This is a genomic window from Vibrio sp. R12-SW3-ISO1, assembly GCF_059834005.1.
The window spans coordinates 15,285-33,373 of record NZ_JCBDGK010000050.1 but is presented as its reverse complement, the minus strand read 5'-3'; the positions used below and the strand labels follow the sequence as shown (position 1 = coordinate 33,373).

The 18,089-nt window shown below is 45.5% G+C and carries 13 protein-coding genes and 1 pseudogene; 6 read left to right on the top strand and 8 right to left on the bottom strand.

Annotation, left to right across the window (positions count from 1 at the left end; translation table 11 throughout):
* The first annotated feature begins 14 nt into the window (after positions 1–14).
* From AC6R0R_RS15985 to AC6R0R_RS15960, 6 genes are all read left to right on the top strand, one after another.
* Positions 15–1,562 carry a hypothetical protein gene (locus tag AC6R0R_RS15985; protein WP_500627434.1) on the top strand — a complete coding sequence of 516 codons (1,548 nt, stop codon included), beginning with the start codon at positions 15–17 and terminating at the stop codon, positions 1,560–1,562.
* Positions 1,555–4,353 (top strand): site-specific integrase, encoded by a 2,799-nt coding sequence (locus AC6R0R_RS15980; protein ID WP_500627433.1) that lies wholly within the window; start codon positions 1,555–1,557, stop codon positions 4,351–4,353. The genes AC6R0R_RS15985 and AC6R0R_RS15980 overlap by 8 nt, the downstream gene beginning before the upstream one ends.
* The gene (locus AC6R0R_RS15975; RefSeq protein ID WP_500627432.1) at positions 4,350–5,630 is read left to right on the top strand and encodes a hypothetical protein; all 1,281 of its coding nucleotides are present in this window, start codon (positions 4,350–4,352) and stop codon (positions 5,628–5,630) included. The genes AC6R0R_RS15980 and AC6R0R_RS15975 overlap by 4 nt, the downstream gene beginning before the upstream one ends.
* 275 nt (positions 5,631–5,905) lie before the next feature.
* The gene (locus AC6R0R_RS15970; RefSeq protein ID WP_487902502.1) at positions 5,906–7,072 is read left to right on the top strand and encodes a tyrosine-type recombinase/integrase; all 1,167 of its coding nucleotides are present in this window, start codon (positions 5,906–5,908) and stop codon (positions 7,070–7,072) included.
* A complete protein-coding gene (locus tag AC6R0R_RS15965; RefSeq protein WP_500627431.1) occupies positions 7,069–7,650 on the top strand; it encodes a hypothetical protein in 582 nt (193 codons plus the stop codon). The genes AC6R0R_RS15970 and AC6R0R_RS15965 overlap by 4 nt, the downstream gene beginning before the upstream one ends.
* 131 nt (positions 7,651–7,781) lie before the next feature.
* Positions 7,782–9,734, top strand: coding sequence for a hypothetical protein (locus tag AC6R0R_RS15960; RefSeq protein WP_500627430.1), 1,953 nt, complete (start codon positions 7,782–7,784; stop codon positions 9,732–9,734).
* A gap of 293 nt (positions 9,735–10,027) precedes the next feature.
* Here the strand turns inward: AC6R0R_RS15960 and AC6R0R_RS15955 are convergent, their stop codons facing one another.
* The 8 genes and pseudogenes from AC6R0R_RS15955 to AC6R0R_RS15920 all read right to left on the bottom strand — a co-directional run bounded on the left by AC6R0R_RS15955 (position 10,028) and on the right by AC6R0R_RS15920 (position 17,806).
* A complete protein-coding gene (locus AC6R0R_RS15955; RefSeq protein WP_500627429.1) occupies positions 10,028–11,272 on the bottom strand; it encodes an oligosaccharide flippase family protein in 1,245 nt (414 codons plus the stop codon).
* Entirely contained in the window at positions 11,259–12,287 is a 1,029-nt protein-coding gene (locus AC6R0R_RS15950; RefSeq protein ID WP_500627428.1) for a glycosyltransferase family 4 protein, read from the bottom strand. Before AC6R0R_RS15950 ends, AC6R0R_RS15955 begins: the two co-directional genes overlap by 14 nt.
* 365 nt (positions 12,288–12,652) lie before the next feature.
* Positions 12,653–12,805, bottom strand: coding sequence for an integrase core domain-containing protein (locus AC6R0R_RS15945; protein ID WP_500627541.1), 153 nt, complete (start codon positions 12,803–12,805; stop codon positions 12,653–12,655).
* Positions 12,806–12,876: 71 nt separating this feature from the next.
* Positions 12,877–13,985, bottom strand: a pseudogene (locus AC6R0R_RS15940) (ISAs1 family transposase).
* Positions 13,986–14,169: 184 nt separating this feature from the next.
* The gene (locus AC6R0R_RS15935) at positions 14,170–15,162 is read right to left on the bottom strand and encodes an EpsG family protein (RefSeq protein WP_500627427.1); all 993 of its coding nucleotides are present in this window, start codon (positions 15,160–15,162) and stop codon (positions 14,170–14,172) included.
* Complete coding sequence (locus AC6R0R_RS15930; RefSeq protein WP_500627426.1) at positions 15,155–16,000, bottom strand: glycosyltransferase; 846 nt, start codon at positions 15,998–16,000, stop codon at positions 15,155–15,157. Before AC6R0R_RS15930 ends, AC6R0R_RS15935 begins: the two co-directional genes overlap by 8 nt.
* A gap of 1 nt (position 16,001) precedes the next feature.
* Positions 16,002–16,877 (bottom strand): glycosyltransferase family 2 protein, encoded by an 876-nt coding sequence (locus AC6R0R_RS15925; RefSeq protein WP_500627425.1) that lies wholly within the window; start codon positions 16,875–16,877, stop codon positions 16,002–16,004.
* Positions 16,874–17,806, bottom strand: coding sequence for a glycosyltransferase family 52 (locus tag AC6R0R_RS15920; RefSeq protein ID WP_500627424.1), 933 nt, complete (start codon positions 17,804–17,806; stop codon positions 16,874–16,876). Before AC6R0R_RS15920 ends, AC6R0R_RS15925 begins: the two co-directional genes overlap by 4 nt.
* Positions 17,807–18,089 lie beyond the last annotated feature (283 nt).

Sequence of the window (18,089 nt, the reverse complement as noted above, 5' to 3'; positions counted from 1 at the left end):
AAAGGAGCGTGCCGATGATGACGTTTCAACACATTGCTCGAGACAATCGCCGCAAAAATGCCGGCGGACAGTACCCCGATGCGCTTGCTCACGCGACCACCCTCGCCATTATGCTGCGCAAACTGGCTCGCGAAGATCCCAAAGAGCGCTCAGCCATGACCGTCGTTGCTCTCTTTTTGTGGCTCACGCAATCTTGGTCGACGATGACTAAGCCCGAGGCTATCCCTGACTTTGTCAAAATCTCTGGTGCCACGCCTTGCCGAGCCAATACCTTTCGTACCTATAAAGATGGCGGGATCTCATGGGCGGAATATGCGCAATGCTATGAGGACGAAACCACGACCCATTACTTGTGGCAGCCAATGCCGAGTTATCTCAATGTCCTGTTCCAGCCCTTTATCAGCGCGCAAAGTTATGACACCCCCTTTTTAAAGGCCAAAACCAAACGCCGCCTGTTTCATCTCATGAACACGAAATGGCGCACACCAGAGTCACTGCAACACTGCCCACGGGTGCGTAAAGATACGTTGAATCAGTATCTGATTGATTGCGCCCTCGTCGACAACACGCTCACGGCCATTCCCCGCTCGCTTCTCGTTTCAGCCAATAGAGCTCACCATGTGCATGCAGCGCGGTATCAGCGCAGTGACAGTGATCGGATACGCTTCAAACTCTTTGATGCGCATAATCGCTATTTCTCACGACTCGTGCACGCCGCTCGCAACGCTCAACTCTTGCCACACTTTGATGTATACCTAGGTCAGCACGCCATCAATCTGATTGCTGAGCGCCCCAAGCTTGCGCCCTATCTCTCATCACCGGGCCGGATCGCGCAAACCGTCTTAGATACCACCAATGGCTCTTTGCAAAGTATTCGCTCGCCTGCGCTGCAGGTCGGCAGTCGACGCCATCTCGACGATACGGCCGTCAGCCGTTTTTTTGATGGCCTATTTGAGCATGTGCGGGCGATAAAGCCTCAACAGGCGGCCAACCAGCTCGCGTGGCGAGACTACTACAACCGCGCGACCTACCGATTAGCCTTACTGTTCATTGTGCTCACGGGGACGCGCCCGACCCATGGTATCAGCGTTCTCGCGCGCTACTACGCAGGGGGCGACATCGCCTTTGTCCAAGACAAAGGCCGACTGCGTCAAATCATCGTGTGTGACTACCTACAACGAGAAATCGCGCACTACCAGAGGCTTCAGTCGGCACTGCTCTCGATGTGCGGGATACGAACAGACGTTGAGGAGCTGTGGTTCTGCCTAGATGAGCATGGCCTGCCTCAGCGGCTTTCCAATCGCAGTTTGCGTCATTTTATGCATGCACATTGGCCAGGGGTAGTGCCCTATCAGCTTCGTCACTTCTTTGCCCAAAGCGCAGCCAACACGCTGACCTCAGCGCGACTGCTCGACCAAGACATTGACCGCCTCATGGGACACGAAACCTTAGGCGAACACTTAGGCAGCGACGTTCTGTTTCCCAGCACTGTGGAGGCCATGAAAGTCTACCTCAATGCCTACGCCGACAACCTGGGACTTAAGGAGCTCGTCCATGTCTGATTTCTCCCACGCCCTCTGTACATCCGTTTGCGAGCATTTTGCTCAGTTGGGACGCACGTGCGCTGACCTTGACGATCTGCGCTGGGTCGTCGCGCGTTGGCCGCTCGAGCAGCACCCAACACGCACATTGACCCGCGCTGATATTGAGGCGATCGAAAAACAGATACGCATCATCCCGACCGGAAAGCAAAGGGATTACCGCCAAGCCCTCAGCGATCTGCTGTATTATCTTCAAGCGGCGTGTCAGTGGGCCTTACCCGAGGCGAGCCAACCCGGCATCCACGATGCTGACCATCAGTGGTTTGTCACCCTCGCCGGCGAAGCTCGCCACGCCCAGCAAGTCTTTACCTGTTATCAACAGCAAAAAGCGCAGTACCTGACGACTCGAGGCGAGCTGTCTGCCGCCTTCATCGCCCTGATGCTGGGCTTTGAAGTGGCGCCGCTGTCGCTCTATCACCTTGCTCAGCTTCTCAACGATCGTGGCGCCATCATCACCGATCACGCCAAGCCCCGTCTGCGAGTTCATCACCGCGCATCCACCGACGAGTCCCCTGTCTATACGCACTACCATCTTCCGCTGATAAGCTACCGGCTTCTGAGTGATTACTACGCTCAATCTCACGACCCCATTAGCGAGTCAGCGCTATTGCAAGAGCTGGCGCGGTGGCTGCAGTCCCAAGCCTTGCCACCGGCCGAGCGCTTCATGTGGCCACGGCGCTTTCAAATCCATTGGTATACCCACCATCACTTGCCACCTCTGTTGCTCAAAGATCTCGCCATCCCAGAGCGACATGTCAGTCTCCCAAGCGACGTTACTGCCTCGACGCTTAAAGACAACGACATTTATGCGATCGATTGGGACATGGACTGGTTTACACACCTCACCGAGTCCAAGCGAAAAACGCGCTGGCCACACAGCGAGCTGCTCAAGGCGTACTCGAACTCTAAACTCCCTCTGCGTGAACTAGCGCCAGTGCGAGACGTCAACAACTTGCTGCCACGCTTACTCTATGACTATACGCAGCAGCTCATCCGCGCCGGTGGCGTGAAAAAAACGCGACTGGCCGCCAGCACCATCACCAAATACACGGGCCTCACCAAAACGCTAGAGCCCTACCCCTTATCCTATTCAGATGCCATCAACGAAGAGGCCGTGAATGCTTGGGCGCAAAGCGTGTATGACTCGCTCCCAAACGAAACGAGCCAACACATTTTCCTCTATTTTTTGCGCTTTCTCAGCGCTCAAGAGCAGACTGACGGCCTTGATCTATCGCGATTTTCACCGCCAATCTCGGCGCCATCGGTCAGCCCCGCTCGACTAACACTGACTCAATTCGATACTCTGATCCACACCTTGATTGCCACCAACACCACACACCCATTTCGCAGTCTATTTGCCGTCATCGCGAGCCTGCTCGGCTATTTCGCGATGCTGCGTCGAGGTGAAGTGCTGCGTCTTCGCTGTCAGGACATGCAGTTTGTGCCCAAAACCGGCCTGCTCCGCTTGACCATCACGCACACCCAAGAGGGACGCACAAAAAATGGGGAAACGCGCACCGTCGCGACCACCATACCCAAACGGTATCGCCGATTGTTTCAAGCCCTTCTCGTCATAAAAGAGCACGCGCCTGCGTCGTCACCACTGCTTGGCTTTGAAGGGGAAAAATACCACTCACGCCAACTCTATTACTTTGTTCCTATCACCCGAGCCTTAAAGCGACACTTCGGTTCGCACATGAAGTTTCATCATCTGCGCCACTCAGGCGTGCACCTTTTGATGATCCAAACACTGCATTTTGTCAGCGACACGCCAGGGCCATACCGCGGTGAGACGATGCTAGAGCATGAGGTGTTGTCCAAGGAAAGCGTGTCAACGCGGTTTGAGGATTGGCTGGAAGGCCGGCACTTCTCTGAGGTCAATGATGGTTTCGTTCTGGATAAGGTCTTAGCGCAGATTGGCCACACCCACTACGCGACGACCCGATGGTCTTATTTGCATGATATCGACTGGCTGCTGCCCATTGTCAGCCCAGCGCACCAGCCCTACCCGCTTCGAGACTATACCCATAGCGAGCTGCGCTACCTGATGGGGCTGTCTGCGACCTCGAACGATCTCTCCCGCCGCTTGAACGAGCTCTGTCCAGAATATGCGCGAAAAACACTTGGCGAGAAACGCAGTCAAGCCATTCGCCTCTCAGACGCCCAGCTGCGCGGCGCGCTGTTTGGTCATCCTGCCCCCCTTAAAGAAGAGCCGGAGCCGGATCACTTTCGCGCTTGGCAACAAACCATCCACGCCAGCGCCGAAACCTTGGTCGGTTTTCTGTTTAAAACCATGATGGTCAACCAATGTCTCGATCTTGCCGCGCTCAGTCACATCTGGGGTCTGGGCTGTCAGCATGATGTGCAACCGGTGAGCAAAGCATCGCGCACCGCCTTTCGTCAGTTGCCCGCCCCGGCCTTATCGGCCGGCGGACAGGCGCTCACGCTGACCATGGCGTGCAATCAAAAAAATGCGCGCGCTTTTGCCGCCGCCTTTCGCCACAACACCTGGCGCTGGCTCGAGTGCCGATTTGAGCTCTCCGTCAACCGCAAACTCCATCGCGAGCGCCAGGTTGCGCTACTGAACGCGCACTACGTCCGCAGTGATGAGCGCGTTTGTGTTACGACACACGCCCTTGGGCCGACGTCACTCACCATCGTATTGACGCCCAAGCGCGCACTGCCCAAACCCGTACTCGAGTTTACCCAACAATTTATCCAATCTATGTCACAACAGAAGGTCACCTCATGAAGATGATTATTCCCGCCGCTAAGCGAGCACTCCTGCAAGCCTTGTCCGAGCATATCGATACCCACTATGTCGATAGTGTAGTGACTCTCATCACGCACAAAGCCGAGCGCATGGTCACGCTTGTCTGTGGTCAATCGCCGTTTTGCGCCGAGTACACACTGCACCTCGATGAACGCTCCAGCGAACTCAAAGACAGACAGTTCTCCATCGATGGCAGCTTTGCCAAACGCCTTATCCACTATTTCGCCGAAGAGCAGGACATCGAACTGAGATTCGATACCACCACGTCGGGTACTCTGTTTGTGGAGTTAATTGATACAACAGAACTTGGCAAAGGGGATGACTATCAAACCCCTGCGCTGCGCCGCTGCCAATGTGGCGACGCCTCAGATGAGCACTTGGCTTACTTAGCCGATAATCAGCAGCGCCCGACGGCCACCACGTCCAAAGCGACCATCGAACGCATCGTGTATGAGGCGCAAGAGAATGTGCCCTTTGAGTTTCTTGAACTCAACAAAGAAGAGCAGTACCTGCGCGTTCAGCGTCAAGGCGAAGTCGAAGACAAATCCCTTCCCCAAGGCCTCACGCTGCCCGTGTCTCTGGTGCTTACCCCAGAGACCACCAAACAAATGACCGAACTATGTCGCATTACCAGTGGCAATGAGATTGAAATCGCGCAGCAGGGTGAGACGGTGACCTTTAAAGCGCCAGAATGCACGCTCACTTGCTCTATCGCCGGTGTCGAAGCGTTTTACCAGAAAAAGCCCGATCCCGTTCGCAGCTTAAAATACGTCGCGCTGAACTTGTTCGCGTTTAAAAAGGAGCTGGAGCACTGCTTCAAGCACTATGGCCGCATCAAAAAGGCCAATGATGCCCTATTGTATCTTGGCGAGGACCGAGCGGCGATTGCAGTGCTGACTTCACCTTATGAATTTGTTCACCCCATCCATGTGTTTGAGGTCGGTCAACATACCCCTCACGCTGGCTCTTTGTTTCGTTTCTCGCCGCGCGATCTCGACAACATCAAAATCAAAAACTCGCTCGAGGCGAAGAAAACGAGACTCGATGTGTTTGAAACCTCACGTGGCGAGCTCAAACTGGGGGTGTATTACTCGCTGGATGAGCGACTGCCCTATGACACTATTGCGATTGAAAACGACGAACGTCACCTGAAAAAAGTACTTTCGATGATGGAACGTATCGATGCGGGGCAAGAGGACGCTGTCAAAGCGCCAGAGCAGCAAGGGGATTTGTTTTCTTTTGCGGATGAGCTCTGAAAATAGGGAGGCAAAGCGAAAAAAAACCGTTTGAAATGACGGCGAACCACTGGACAAACAACCAGTGATTGATATAGTGATTGATGAGATTTTCACCAATAGTATCGAAAACCGAGGCTATTGGGGTCTCTCAGACAAGCAGTTGGGATAGGAAGGCGGCAACCTCCCTACCCCGTACCGGCTGCGAGGACGTTTAACCCGACCCAGCCGATGGCTCGATTCTAACGAATTCCATCGGTCAGGGACAGATCTATCTGACACTGATGGAGGCCAGCATGGCTCATATTCGCATTCGCCCCAACGGGCGCATTCAATTTGATTTTTACCGCTTTGGGGTGCGCTTTCGCGAAGGCACCCAGTTAATGGCGACCCCAAAAAACCTGCGAGCGGCGCAGGCCACGCTCAAAAAAATGAAAGCGGAAATGGACCTCGGCACGTTCCAATACCGCGACTACTTCCCCAATAGCAAAAAGGTCGCCAAGTTTGAAGCGCTGCACCGCGCCCGCTGCCCTGATTACCAGTATCCGTTTTTCTCAGACTACGCCAACGAATGGTTTGAGCGCCAAAAAGGCAGTTGGAAACCCAGCTATCAAAGCACCGTGCGCAACACCCTCGACCGCTACCTGATAGCGGAATTTGGGGACATGTTGATAGGCGACATTCGCCTCTCACATTTGGACTTTTTTCGTCAAGATCTTCAGGGACGCTCTGGCCGAGACGGTCAAACGCTACTGACCAACAAACGCATCAATCACATTCTCTGGCCATTGATTGCCATCTTAAGCCTCGGAGCGGAGGAGTATCACTTCCCTTATCCATTTCGCCGCTATCGCGCGCTGAAAGAAGAGCGCGCCGAGTCGAACCCGTTAACCATCGACGAAGTGCGCGCGTTTTTAGCCGCGGTCGACCCACAATGGTACGACTACTTTCTGGTACGTTTTTGGACGGGTCTGCGCAGCTGCGAAATTCACGGGTTGTGCTGGCAACACATCGATTTTGATCATCGTTTAATTCGCATCAGACAAAACTTCGTCAATGGCGAGCTCGGTGACGTCAAAACTCCTAAGTCGCGACGCGACCTCAAAATGAGTGAAGCCATCTATGAGGCGCTAAAACGCCAGCGTCAACGCGTGCCTCATCAAGAAGACCAGTTTGTGTTTCCTCATCCAAACGGAAACGGCTTAAGTACGCATTACGTCAGCTCAAAGCTGTGGTACCCCACACTGAAGAAAGCGCAGTTGAAAAAACGCCGCCCCTACGAAACTCGCCACACCGCGGCCGTGCTACACATTGCGGCGCACGAGAACCCGTTATACATCGCGCAGATGTTAGGTCACAGCAACACCAAGCTGCTGTTTTCGGTCTATGCGCCGTATGTGGCCAATGCCTCACGTCAAGATGGCCGCGCTTTTGATGCCCTCATGCAAGGAGGTGTATCATGATCCCTTCGTTTTCCGCCCCCGGCGAATGGCTACTCACCGCGCGCAATCGCCATTGGCTGCAACTGTTCGCACTGGGCGCGCAACATCCAGAGATCCGCGCCGAGCTCTCTTCTCACCCTGATACGCTCAACACCTTAGAGGGGCAAGCGCAATTAGAAGCACTTGCCCAAACTCACTGGCAACAAGCGCTCGACTGCGATGCCCTCCAGCGCGCTATTCATCAACACGCCAAAGCGCTTTGCTTTGGCCAGAGTTTGTGGTTTGAAGACATCGAGCTGCATTTGGCGCACCCTGCTCTGCCCCTCATTAAATACTATGGTGCGCTACTCTATTGGGACGGACAGACCCCAAAAGAGCGTCTGTGGGCTCGGCATTTAATCTACTGCCGCACCCTCACCATCGCCTTGTATCACTACGCGCGTTCGCCGCGCTCAGCACTCTCTTACAATGCCCATTCTCTGACGGTGTCATCGCCCTCAACCAAAGAGTGCCTCTGCTTTGGTTATCAAGCCAAAAGCGGCTGTTACCGTCTCAATGAATGGCGATACCTCTTACTGCCCATGCCCTGGGAGCGCTAAAGGACGTGCGCCAACACATCTTGGCGCCGCTCCTCGCTTTTACATTGGCAAAAACGAAAAACTGCGACTATTGTAATGTAATTGTTGCATATATGTATCATTATAAGACTTTCTCATCATGGAGGTTGGCTATGGGTTTCACACGTACACACTATTTCGCGGCATTGCTCAGCGTGCTGCTAACAGCATGTGGCGGCGGCAGCGACAGCTCGTCATCGACAGGCGGTAACGCGAGCGCGAATACCTTGAATGTAAGCGGTTCAGCCACCGCGCCCGGCGGCTCAGTCGCCATGCTGGAGCACCGCTCCATTATTGAACGCGTTTTCGATGAGGTCTTTCCTCCTCTCTACGCAGGCATCACCGGATTGCAACCGGTGACGGGCGCATTGGTTGAACTTATTCGAATCGACGACAACGGCAATCAAGTCGGCGACGTCCTTGCGACTACCTACACCTCAATCACCGGCGATTACACCCTCACAGTACCCGGAGGCGTCTCTTTAGCCGGTAACTTAGTGGTCAAAATCTCGGGCAACAACGGCATTGACATGCGCGCGCAAGTCGTCCAAGAGTCGGTCGATATCTCACCGGCAACCGAGTTTGTCTTGCGTAAGTTTATCCAATCGGGCACCGACCTCGACACGCTCACGACGGCCTCGGTCATCAAGTTAAAAGGCCAAGTGGAAGAATTCGATTTGACCAGCAGCAGCGACATGTCGACGATGTTGGCTGCGCTCGATAATGAAGTGGGCGAGTTTGTCGACCAGCAAATCGCTTCCATCAACACCACCACGTCATCGGCGGTAGATATTTCTGGCAACTACCGACTATCAGAGATGGTCACCGGTCTGCATGACGGCGACTGGGGTACGTACGCACTCGATCTGTATTACTCGTCCGTTGCGCTTACCGGCGACAGCAATGGTAATGTCGAATTCGTCTTAACTGACAATGAAGGGGCATGGGGGAACATGAGCGGGAATGACGACAGTGACAACTACTCTGCCGTCTATTATACCGAAATGGAGGACGATGAAACCATCAGCGCGACCTATGACTCGGCGGGTGTATTGACCATAGACAGCGAATTTGAAGAAGAGATCGATGGCGATTGGGGTTGGCGCTCTCCCCCACACTCCACCAAGTTTCAAAAGGTCAGTGACATGGATGTGGCGTTTAGCCTCAGCGCCTACAACGCCGCTCGCTACGCGACCATTGATACCAATGAGGATGGCACCAAAGACGCCCTCGACCCCGATGGCTACAGTGGCGCGGAAGTCGGTCGCGGACTGATACTGTTGGCAAAACAGCCGAGCAACATGTCCGCCTCAGATTTGACAGGCGACTTTGGCCGCGTCTATTTAGGCTCTCGCTTTACCAACCAAGGTGAGGTGGAAATTGAAGCGGAAACCAATGTGTTGACGTTTTCAGGTAGCGGAACAGTAGACATTTCACAGGCGACTCAACAACACCTATCTAGGAGCAGTGGCTATTCGGAAGAGACCATTAGCAGTGAAACTGGCATCACCATTGTCACCGACGCCACGGGAGATGTAACCTCAGTCGGCGGCGAGAATGCCGATGGGTTTGTGAACGCAGACTACAACTTCTTGGTGTTTTATAATGCCAGTGGAACAGATGGCACAGAGATGGAGGTGGACACAACGCTGGCGGTGAAACTGCCGTCATCGGCGCCAGTGTTAACCAATCGAACCTACAAACTTATCCTTAGCAACGCGGCAATGCTCGGCCAAAAGTTTGAGCTTCTCCACTCAGGGTTCTCCACCACGCTCACCTTTAGCTCTGAGACCGCCGCTGAGCTTACCGGCCCCATCACGAACATTGACCTGCCCTCATTAGGCGCGTCACTTGAAACAACAAAAGAGAGCGTGACATTGAGCGCCACCTCATCAGTCGCGGCAAATGGCTCTGCTACCCTCGCCGTCTCAGACGACGAGGGCTCGCTAACCATGACCGGCTACTTTAATGAGACCGCAAGTGTAGGGGTATTTACGACCGCGACGGCGGATACAAACTCAGACCCTGATGGATTAGGTCTCGCGGTGTTGGTGGAAATTGAGTAAGCGGCTCGAGTGGTAAGGCTACCATAGACGAACAGGGCGTGCTTATCACTCGACTTGTTCATAGCATCTTGAACAGGTATTTTGGGGTTGGCTAAGAACAACCACAAGCTTAAGTTGCGCTCATTCAGCTTTTTGCAGATACCTTGATATTGTTGAATTGGTATCTGCTTTAACCCTTTATTGAGCGAGCAACTAGAACGCTGTACGCATTCGACTTGATATGTTTGTTGGAGCGATTATGTTAACTCACACTTTATTATCATGATCTGATGGTAAATTGTCACGAAATAAAGCTATGTTTTGGACTTAGTAGTCGAGTGATGTAGAGCGAGCATTAGCAGAAGCTCAGCCAAAGAAAATGAAAATGCCCCTCCAACCGCCCCAAAGAACTTGCAAAAAAATATCGACGTAAAAACACCTATCAATCCAGTGTATATAACCATTTTTGAAAATTCCGAGTCTCGGCCACTAGATAACAAACCTAAATATCCATAATAGTAGTTCATACCGCCAAATAAAAGAACCAAACTCATGACATGAAGTGTAATAAGTGATACTTCAGATAGAAATGAATTAAAATACGTGAAAAAGAAGAAAGCAGAAAAATTGAACAGCAACAATATAATAAACAACGATATAAAAACTTTCATTCCCCATTTGGAGTTAAATTCTCGGAATTTTATCCTCCCTCTCTTTATGTCAGAAGTAAAACTAGGAAAAATTGCAAGCCCAACGGTGTTTATTCCTACTTGCATTACTTTTACCAATCGTTCGGCAGCTGCGTAAATACCTGCCTGAGTATCTCCAGCCACATAGCCGACGATGACTACAAGTCCCGACCTATACAACGTTGAGAAAAAACTCGATGCGAACAAACTAAATTTACTATATAGATATGAAATGATATCTCTTAACTTGACAGGAGTAGGATTAATTGCAATAAACTTCCTAGCAATGAAAATTGAAACTATAAAGGAAACCAAAGAACCAATAGAATACGCGATCGGTACAAGTATTATATCTCCCTCTTCTTTAACAGAAAAAAGTATGATAAAAAAAGAGGAAGACTTATTAATAAAACTTAAAAGTGGGAGCCATCGAAACTGACCAAGACCTTGAAACAACCAAAGAGGAAATAGTGATTGTAGTGAAGCCGAAATTATCAGCATGAACATTAAAAATGGATCTTCAGAGAAAAAATAAGCTGCAACTCCACCTAAAAAAACAACAAGAGAAAAAATTAAAAGACGAGCATAGAACGCAGTACAGATATAGGTCTCTATGGATAGAGATGAAACCTTTCTTTCCGACAAATCCCTAGTTGCACTAGTATCTAAGCCAAATGCGACGAAAGCACCAAAAAAAACCGCCACACCAGATAAGAAAGATAAGCGACCAAACAGTTCTATTCCTAACGCCGATATTATTAGTGGAAGAATAATTACAGGAAATAAGGCATTTATTGCATGTAATGAATACAGAGAAATTATGTTATAAAAGAACTTTGTATTACTTTTTATAAATTTAGATGTTATCATTTTTTTTAAAATAAATTTTCTTGTAATTACTATACATGATTAAGTTTGTAAAGTTATTTACATACACATCGGAGTTAACTTTCCAAAAGCAGTTTGAATAACTAATAGCAGCATTTACGGCATTCTTTAATGAATCAATATCGTCCAATCTAAAAATCACACTATTAACAACACTTGAAAATTCTTTAAACTGTGGTATATCAGAAACAACAATTGGAATACCTTGGGCGGTTGATTCTATCAATACTAGTGGGAACCCTTCTGACCTTGAAGGTATAACAACCAGATCAATCTGAGAGTAGAAAATAGACAAGTCTGATACGGAGCCTAAAAATTTTATTCTATCTAGACATTGCTTGCTATCGTTTTTCAAGTCCCCTAGGTTTGGGCCATCACCAGCAATAATTAGATTGTAGTCAGGGTTCTTAACTACCATTTTAACAACTTGTTCAAAACCCTTTACTGAAACAATTCTTCCAATACAACCAATTGTAATATTTGAATTATCAAACAAATCTGATTTAACTTTTTTGTATTTTGTAACGTCTGCTCCATTATATATTACCGAGGAACAGTTTGGTATATAATCATTGTATTTTTTAAAAACAAAATCATTGAGAAAAACCACATTGTTCTTAAGCCTTAAACAAATAATCCATAACCTAAACAATATGAAACCTCTAAAATAACCAAAACGTTCGAACAGCTCTTTTTCTATATCAGAATGAACTGTTGATATTGTATTAACCTTATTGGAAAACGAAAATAAGATCGACAATAGATCGGGAAAGAACCCATGTGAATGCACAATAAAACTATGTTTTTTGAAGACCAAACTAAGGAACCAAAGACCAAATGACCTAACTCTAACACCTCGATAGCTAGAAGTTGCACAACTTCTAAATGGCACCAACGTTGTATTAAAATCCTTCAAACTTTCAACAGCGATGTTTTTTGCTATCTTTACGGGGGCATTATTATCTAACTTTGGAACAAATATATATAATTCCTTCATTACTAACTTTAACCTTAAAAAAATAAAAATTGTAAGACAAAATCAACTGGGCATTAACTATAAAAAATCAAACCGAAAAAGTTGAAAATAAATAAATCACCAAGTCAATTTAATCCAACTACGAGATAAAAATATCCATAACAACTACTTTAGTATATCTTCAGGGTAAGATTACGAAGCCCCAGTTCGCAAAGACTCAAGGAAGATACGCATTACACCGATTGACTTCCTAATGCTTTCTCTTATTATTCTGGTCGAGGTGTAGTGACTCAAATAAAGACAACTTAAGCTGCTAAAGCATATACCTCAGCAAGTGTTATCATCTTAAACGCCTGATGTGGACGCTCGTTGTTGGAGAACTCAAGTCACTTGCCGATGGCAAAGCGAGCTTCACTTAAAGAGCCAAAATTGTGCATCCAAATACACTGCTCTTTAATGGTTCTTATCAGGCGTTCAACCATACCATTTTGCAGTGGAGTATGTGGTTGAATGAACTCCTGAGTTAGACCGTACTGCATCTCTAAACTAGTGTAGAGGCGAGAGGTAAAAACCAAACCATTGTCGCTTCGCAGTTGCAGTCAGGCCAAGATTACGAAGCCCCTTGCCCCGCAAGGACTAAAGAAAGGTAAACGTTACTTCGATTTGCTTTCTTTTAATCCCTGCTTTAAAACTTTTCTCTGCCGTAAGTAATAAATTCAGAGCGATATGCCGAGCCACGGCTAAGTTTTCTCCCGCCTGCTCACGCCTAACACTACAGCTATCTTCATTGAAACCGACATCGAGTCGCCAATGCATCTGGTTTTCGATACTTCAGTGCGCTCTAGTCCCTTTCAGTAACTCTTTTGCAGATAACTTTGCTGAGCTGATGAAATGCTTAGTTTCCACTGGATTGTCACCTTCCTGTCGAATTGAAACAACCATTCCCAACGTAGTGAGTTGCGGCCAATCGAATTCAACATCACCCAACAAAGCCACGTCACGTTCAACTAGGTAAAGACGCATCTCAGTTCTGCCATGACCTTGCTCCTGGATGACAAACTTGTCACCTTCAAAGTTGTTGATCATGCTGGTGTTAAACACTTCGTTGATCGCTTTTTCCAGTCGCTTTTGGTTGCCTTTGACAGCAAGAAGGTAATCCGCTTCTTTCGTAATGATTTTTTCAACAATGTCCTTCTGACACCCCATAGCATCCATGGTGATTAAGCAGCCCTTGATAGACAAGAGTTCCAAAAGCTCAGGTATTGCCTTGATCTCATTGCTTTTATCCGCTGTTTTTACTTGACCTAGAATAGTATGTGATTAGCGGCACTAAAAACACTAACCTTCTGGATAGCGCCACAGCATTTATCTTGTTATAGGTACCACGAATCGTCTTGCCATTAATCGAGAAAACATCGCCTTTAGTGACTTCATTGCAGTCTTTCATCCACTTAGAGAAACACCGAAGAAGCTGTTAGATCATATTCACCACTCGAGCTATGGTGTCATGAACAGATATACCATTGTCAAAGTTACCATATTGCCGTAGCCATTCGAGGTTATCTTCGCCAAAATCTTCAATATCTTCCTATCCCTCGGCGCCTACAATAACCGCTGACACCACTAAAAGATGATATCGGTTGGTGAATGTTCGACGTTCCAAGCTTGGCGCGGGTCTCTGATAACTGAAATATGGTCCAAAAGGCTCAATCCGTTCATGGGGATGGCATCGCTACTGTAAAAAACAGTATATGATCACAGCTACGAGTGATCGTCAAATCGATCCACAAATCATTGCATTTTTTATGATACCGCTGTGGAAATGAGTGAGGTGACGCCTTCACTCAGGCCTTATTCCAACACGGTTTTTCATGATATAGTCGTGAGTTCCATCTTAGGCTATCTACAATATTAAGCCTAAAACATTAGGTGCAAATCCACTAGATAAAATAAGTACTACCGATGCGAACTGTCTATTCTTGCCAGTATCGGACAATGCAGAAAGCAATATATATATGTCAATCAAATATATACCAACTGCCAGTCTCGCAAATATCTCTCCATTAAGACTAAAAGGTGTTATAAAAATAAGGAATGACGTTCGAAGCCAAACTATATCTCTGTATCTACTATCTTTCCTTAAAAGAACATTTGTTGATAGCACTGAAAGCCAAATTACCAAAACTTTAAGTTCCGATGAAACACGATCCCCAGCCCATTCATGGGTGGATTCTATGTAGGCACTTCCATGCAAGTAACTTGTGATAAAAATATAAGACCCTGCTGTAAAGGTAAACACCAGTATATATCTAAACTTAGAATTTAGGCGCAGACAGAATAAAAAGAAAAAGAATGATACAGCAAATATAGGAGTGGCACTATGAATAGTCATCGAAATAAAAGAAATAAAAACAGCGAATTTCTTCCAGCCCTTAAAATAGAACGAAATTGCCAAACTAAGAATAGATAATGATAGACCCTGTCTCAGTACATTTTGACTACCTAAGAAAAAAAACACGCTGATCATAATAATCAAAATGATCGTTGTGTTTCGAAGTTTTCTCCGTTCAAGTAAAGTTCCCTCTAAATACTTAAAAGTAAAAAATAGAGATGTTAAAATAATGGCATTGAAGACAAAATAAATAAAATACTTCGAAGGATAGACCTTACTAATAGCTTGACTTATAAGGTAAAACCCTGGCTCAAACGTGTAGATATGTGCATCCAAGTTGTCGAAATATATATAATAATTCTCTCTATCACCTCCAAAAGGAACAAAAAAATAAAACAAAATAACAAATATTAGAAGCCATGGAGCTGAGCTGTTTAATAATCTCTTATCAAGTGATATAACAGCAATGATTAGGTGTAATCCTATCCAGATAATGTCATTCATAATTAGATAAGTAAATCTTTCTAAGCCTCTTAAAGAATGTCAATGGGAAAATATGCACTATCAACCTAGATGAAATAAGTAGTAAAGATCTAAACCCATCCTTATGGAAACTAAAATTACTGATTCTTATTAAGAACTCCCCAATACCTTTTTTTAATCCAAGTCTACGTCCAATCGTCTTATCTGATAACCGGTAATAAATAAGTGGTTCAGCTAAATTAGCAAAAACGACTCCTTGACTCCTCAAAAGAAACCAAAGAGCCAAATCCTCACTTAGATGAATATCAGGATATCTATATCCCAACTGAAAAACATTTCGTCGAAACATCACAGATGGATGAACAAATGGACAACCATGTGCTAACATTTCTTTGATTTTAACATCGCTTTCGGGCAACCGCTTCGTATAGTTAACAACATTTATATTGTCGGAGAACTCGAAACATGCAGTGCCTAAAACACCGACCTCTTTGTTGTTCTGTAAATACTCAACTTGCTTGATAAGACGATCTTCAACACATATATCGTCAGCATCAAAGCGAGCGATATATTCCGCTTCTGGTAGTGTAGCACTTACCTCGTCAATTAGTTTGTTTAATCCAATGGCAAGACCAACGTTACGTTCTGATTCAATAATTCGTATGTCTAATTCTTCTTCTCTATAATTTGTACATATGTTATAAAAACCATTACTAACAGGACCATCAATGTGTAGAAATAAAACAATATTGACATGTTTTTGGTTGAGCAGACTTCTTAGAGCTTGATCAAATGCAGGTAAACTATCCCGTTGATATACACACATCAAGACTGCAACTGGAGTATTATATTTATGCACTCTATCTCCTTATTCTAAATACACTCACAATCATTTTTTTAAATATATAAATATATAACCTAAAATAGGTTTTTATTGATACTATATTACTATCTAATAAATGTCTTGTATAAAGCTGCAAAATACCGTTATAAAGATAGTTTTTATTTGATACACTAATATTGTCGAGCAATTTAATAAAGCTAGCAAACTGAACTACTCTTGAAGATATATCTGTATAGCCAAATCCAGAACTGTCAATCAAGTTAGATGGTAAGTTATTGTTTCCTTCGACCACCTCAAAGGGGAACGAAACAAATTTGTTTTTCTTAGTTTTCCCTATAGAAAGTAATATTAATACAACTTGAGGATACAAAACTGCGCATGTCTCACCTTCATTAATCAACATTTTCAAATCGGGTAGTGCTTTTACTACAAATTCACGCTTGATTACCATTCCTGGTGTATGTGTAGAGAATCTAACTAAGTCCTCAAATGAAACATTTCGCCTATTAGATGTCCCTCGGCTAATTACACTTCCAGTTTTATATACTGTATATGAAATATCTGGATTTTCTTCCAAGATAGAGGAGCACAATTCACTCAAGTGTTTGCTTTTTATTCTATCGTCGTCAGCCAAATATAGTAAGTAATCAGATGTTGAGGATTCTATAAGCCGGCAGAAACTATGAGCATAACCTACATTTTCTTTATTTTTCAAAAATGTAACTTTATCACCAAGGCGATTAATAAATTCAAGCTCTCCAACGTTAGTATTTTCCCCACTATCGTCTACTATTAGAATTTTACCTATTACTTCTTGATTGTGGAAGCTATCTATTAGTTCCGACAATCGGTCCCACCTTCTATAATGGGGAACTATCACTTCAAAGCTCATATATATTTAACTTCTAACCTTTCTAGATAATTTAAAAGCTCAATGTGGCTATCATTTAATTTGTTTCCCTCTTCTAAATAAACTGTCTTATTTATAAATTCTGAGTTCAAATTAAATAACACGCTTGAGTAGCAACTAATAATATCCAAGTCATAGCCGTTACTTATCAACCTACTAATTATTGTCTCTGCTGTTAAACCACGGAGTATGTTAGCACCAGTCCCTATAAATATTCCACTTGTATCTCTTGGGTGTGGGATATAATAATCTTTTGAAGATGCATTCTCATTCTTAAGAAGCTTCTTGTATAGTGAATGATTTGATCTATCTATAACGGTGCCGAGAAAAATCCTGAGTCGTCCCTTATAACTAGCTCTCCTCTCTAAATTGACAATACTAACCTCTTCCTTTTTAACACCATACATAACAGAAGGAATGTTTGGGTTAAGTGTATAGTGCTTTTTAACAAATTTATAAAATTTATGTCTTGGAGGAATTCTAAGAAAAAAAGATAAGATAGTGTCTTTTAAACTAACATTCTTAGGGCTAAAACAGCTATAGCTCCCATAATAACCGGTTCCATCATCAAATGTAATAATTTCACCAATTTTTACTGATAAATACCTAAATACAACAAGATCAAAACTAGACAAATAAGCACTACGAAAGTCTTTAAAGCTGACTTTTGATATTAAATTAATAAACAAGGAAATCTGAGAACGCCAAGATCCCATACCATATTTAATATGATATATTTCACATCTAATATTTTCAAAAATGCTATTTACTAGAGCCTTGTCTTCATTTGAAAGGTTACTTATAAAATATATATGAAATTCAATGCTATCATCTGTCTGTTCTCGTATGGCTTCTCTTGCCATCAATGCTTGCAGTTTTGTTCTTAAAAATATGATCTTTCTTATTCTCATTAGACCTATAACCATCAATATTTAGTTCCGAATTCAAATTGTAGCTACGATAGGACAGATTACTAATCCCCTTTCCCTGCAAGGACTAAATAAAAAGCAAACGTTACTTCGATTCGCTATATTTTTCGTTATATCAATCCTGACTTTAAAACTTTTCTCTACCGTAAGTAAATTCAGAGCAAAATGCCGAGCCACGGCTAAGTTCTTTCCCGCCTGATCTCGTCTAATACTACAGCTATTTTCAATGCTTCAGGGCGCTCAAATCACCGCAGGTAAATCTTTT

Bases quoted from the DNA above. Each gene is read 5' to 3' on its own strand.
- AC6R0R_RS15965 (WP_500627431.1), top strand. From the start codon at position 7,069: ATGATCCCTTCGTTTTCCGCCCCCGGCGAATGGCTACTCACCGCGCGC.
- AC6R0R_RS15945 (WP_500627541.1), bottom strand. From the start codon at position 12,805: ATGCAGTACGGTCTAACTCAGGAGTTCATTCAACCACATACTCCACTG.
- AC6R0R_RS15975 (WP_500627432.1), top strand. From the start codon at position 4,350: ATGAAGATGATTATTCCCGCCGCTAAGCGAGCACTCCTGCAAGCCTTG.
- AC6R0R_RS15950 (WP_500627428.1), bottom strand. From the start codon at position 12,287: ATGAAGGAATTATATATATTTGTTCCAAAGTTAGATAATAATGCCCCC.
- AC6R0R_RS15955 (WP_500627429.1), bottom strand. From the start codon at position 11,272: ATGATAACATCTAAATTTATAAAAAGTAATACAAAGTTCTTTTATAAC.
- AC6R0R_RS15935 (WP_500627427.1), bottom strand. From the start codon at position 15,162: ATGAATGACATTATCTGGATAGGATTACACCTAATCATTGCTGTTATA.
- AC6R0R_RS15960 (WP_500627430.1), top strand. From the start codon at position 7,782: ATGGGTTTCACACGTACACACTATTTCGCGGCATTGCTCAGCGTGCTG.
- AC6R0R_RS15980 (WP_500627433.1), top strand. From the start codon at position 1,555: ATGTCTGATTTCTCCCACGCCCTCTGTACATCCGTTTGCGAGCATTTT.
- AC6R0R_RS15920 (WP_500627424.1), bottom strand. From the start codon at position 17,806: ATGAGAATAAGAAAGATCATATTTTTAAGAACAAAACTGCAAGCATTG.
- AC6R0R_RS15985 (WP_500627434.1), top strand. From the start codon at position 15: ATGATGACGTTTCAACACATTGCTCGAGACAATCGCCGCAAAAATGCC.
- AC6R0R_RS15970 (WP_487902502.1), top strand. From the start codon at position 5,906: ATGGCTCATATTCGCATTCGCCCCAACGGGCGCATTCAATTTGATTTT.
- AC6R0R_RS15925 (WP_500627425.1), bottom strand. From the start codon at position 16,877: ATGAGCTTTGAAGTGATAGTTCCCCATTATAGAAGGTGGGACCGATTG.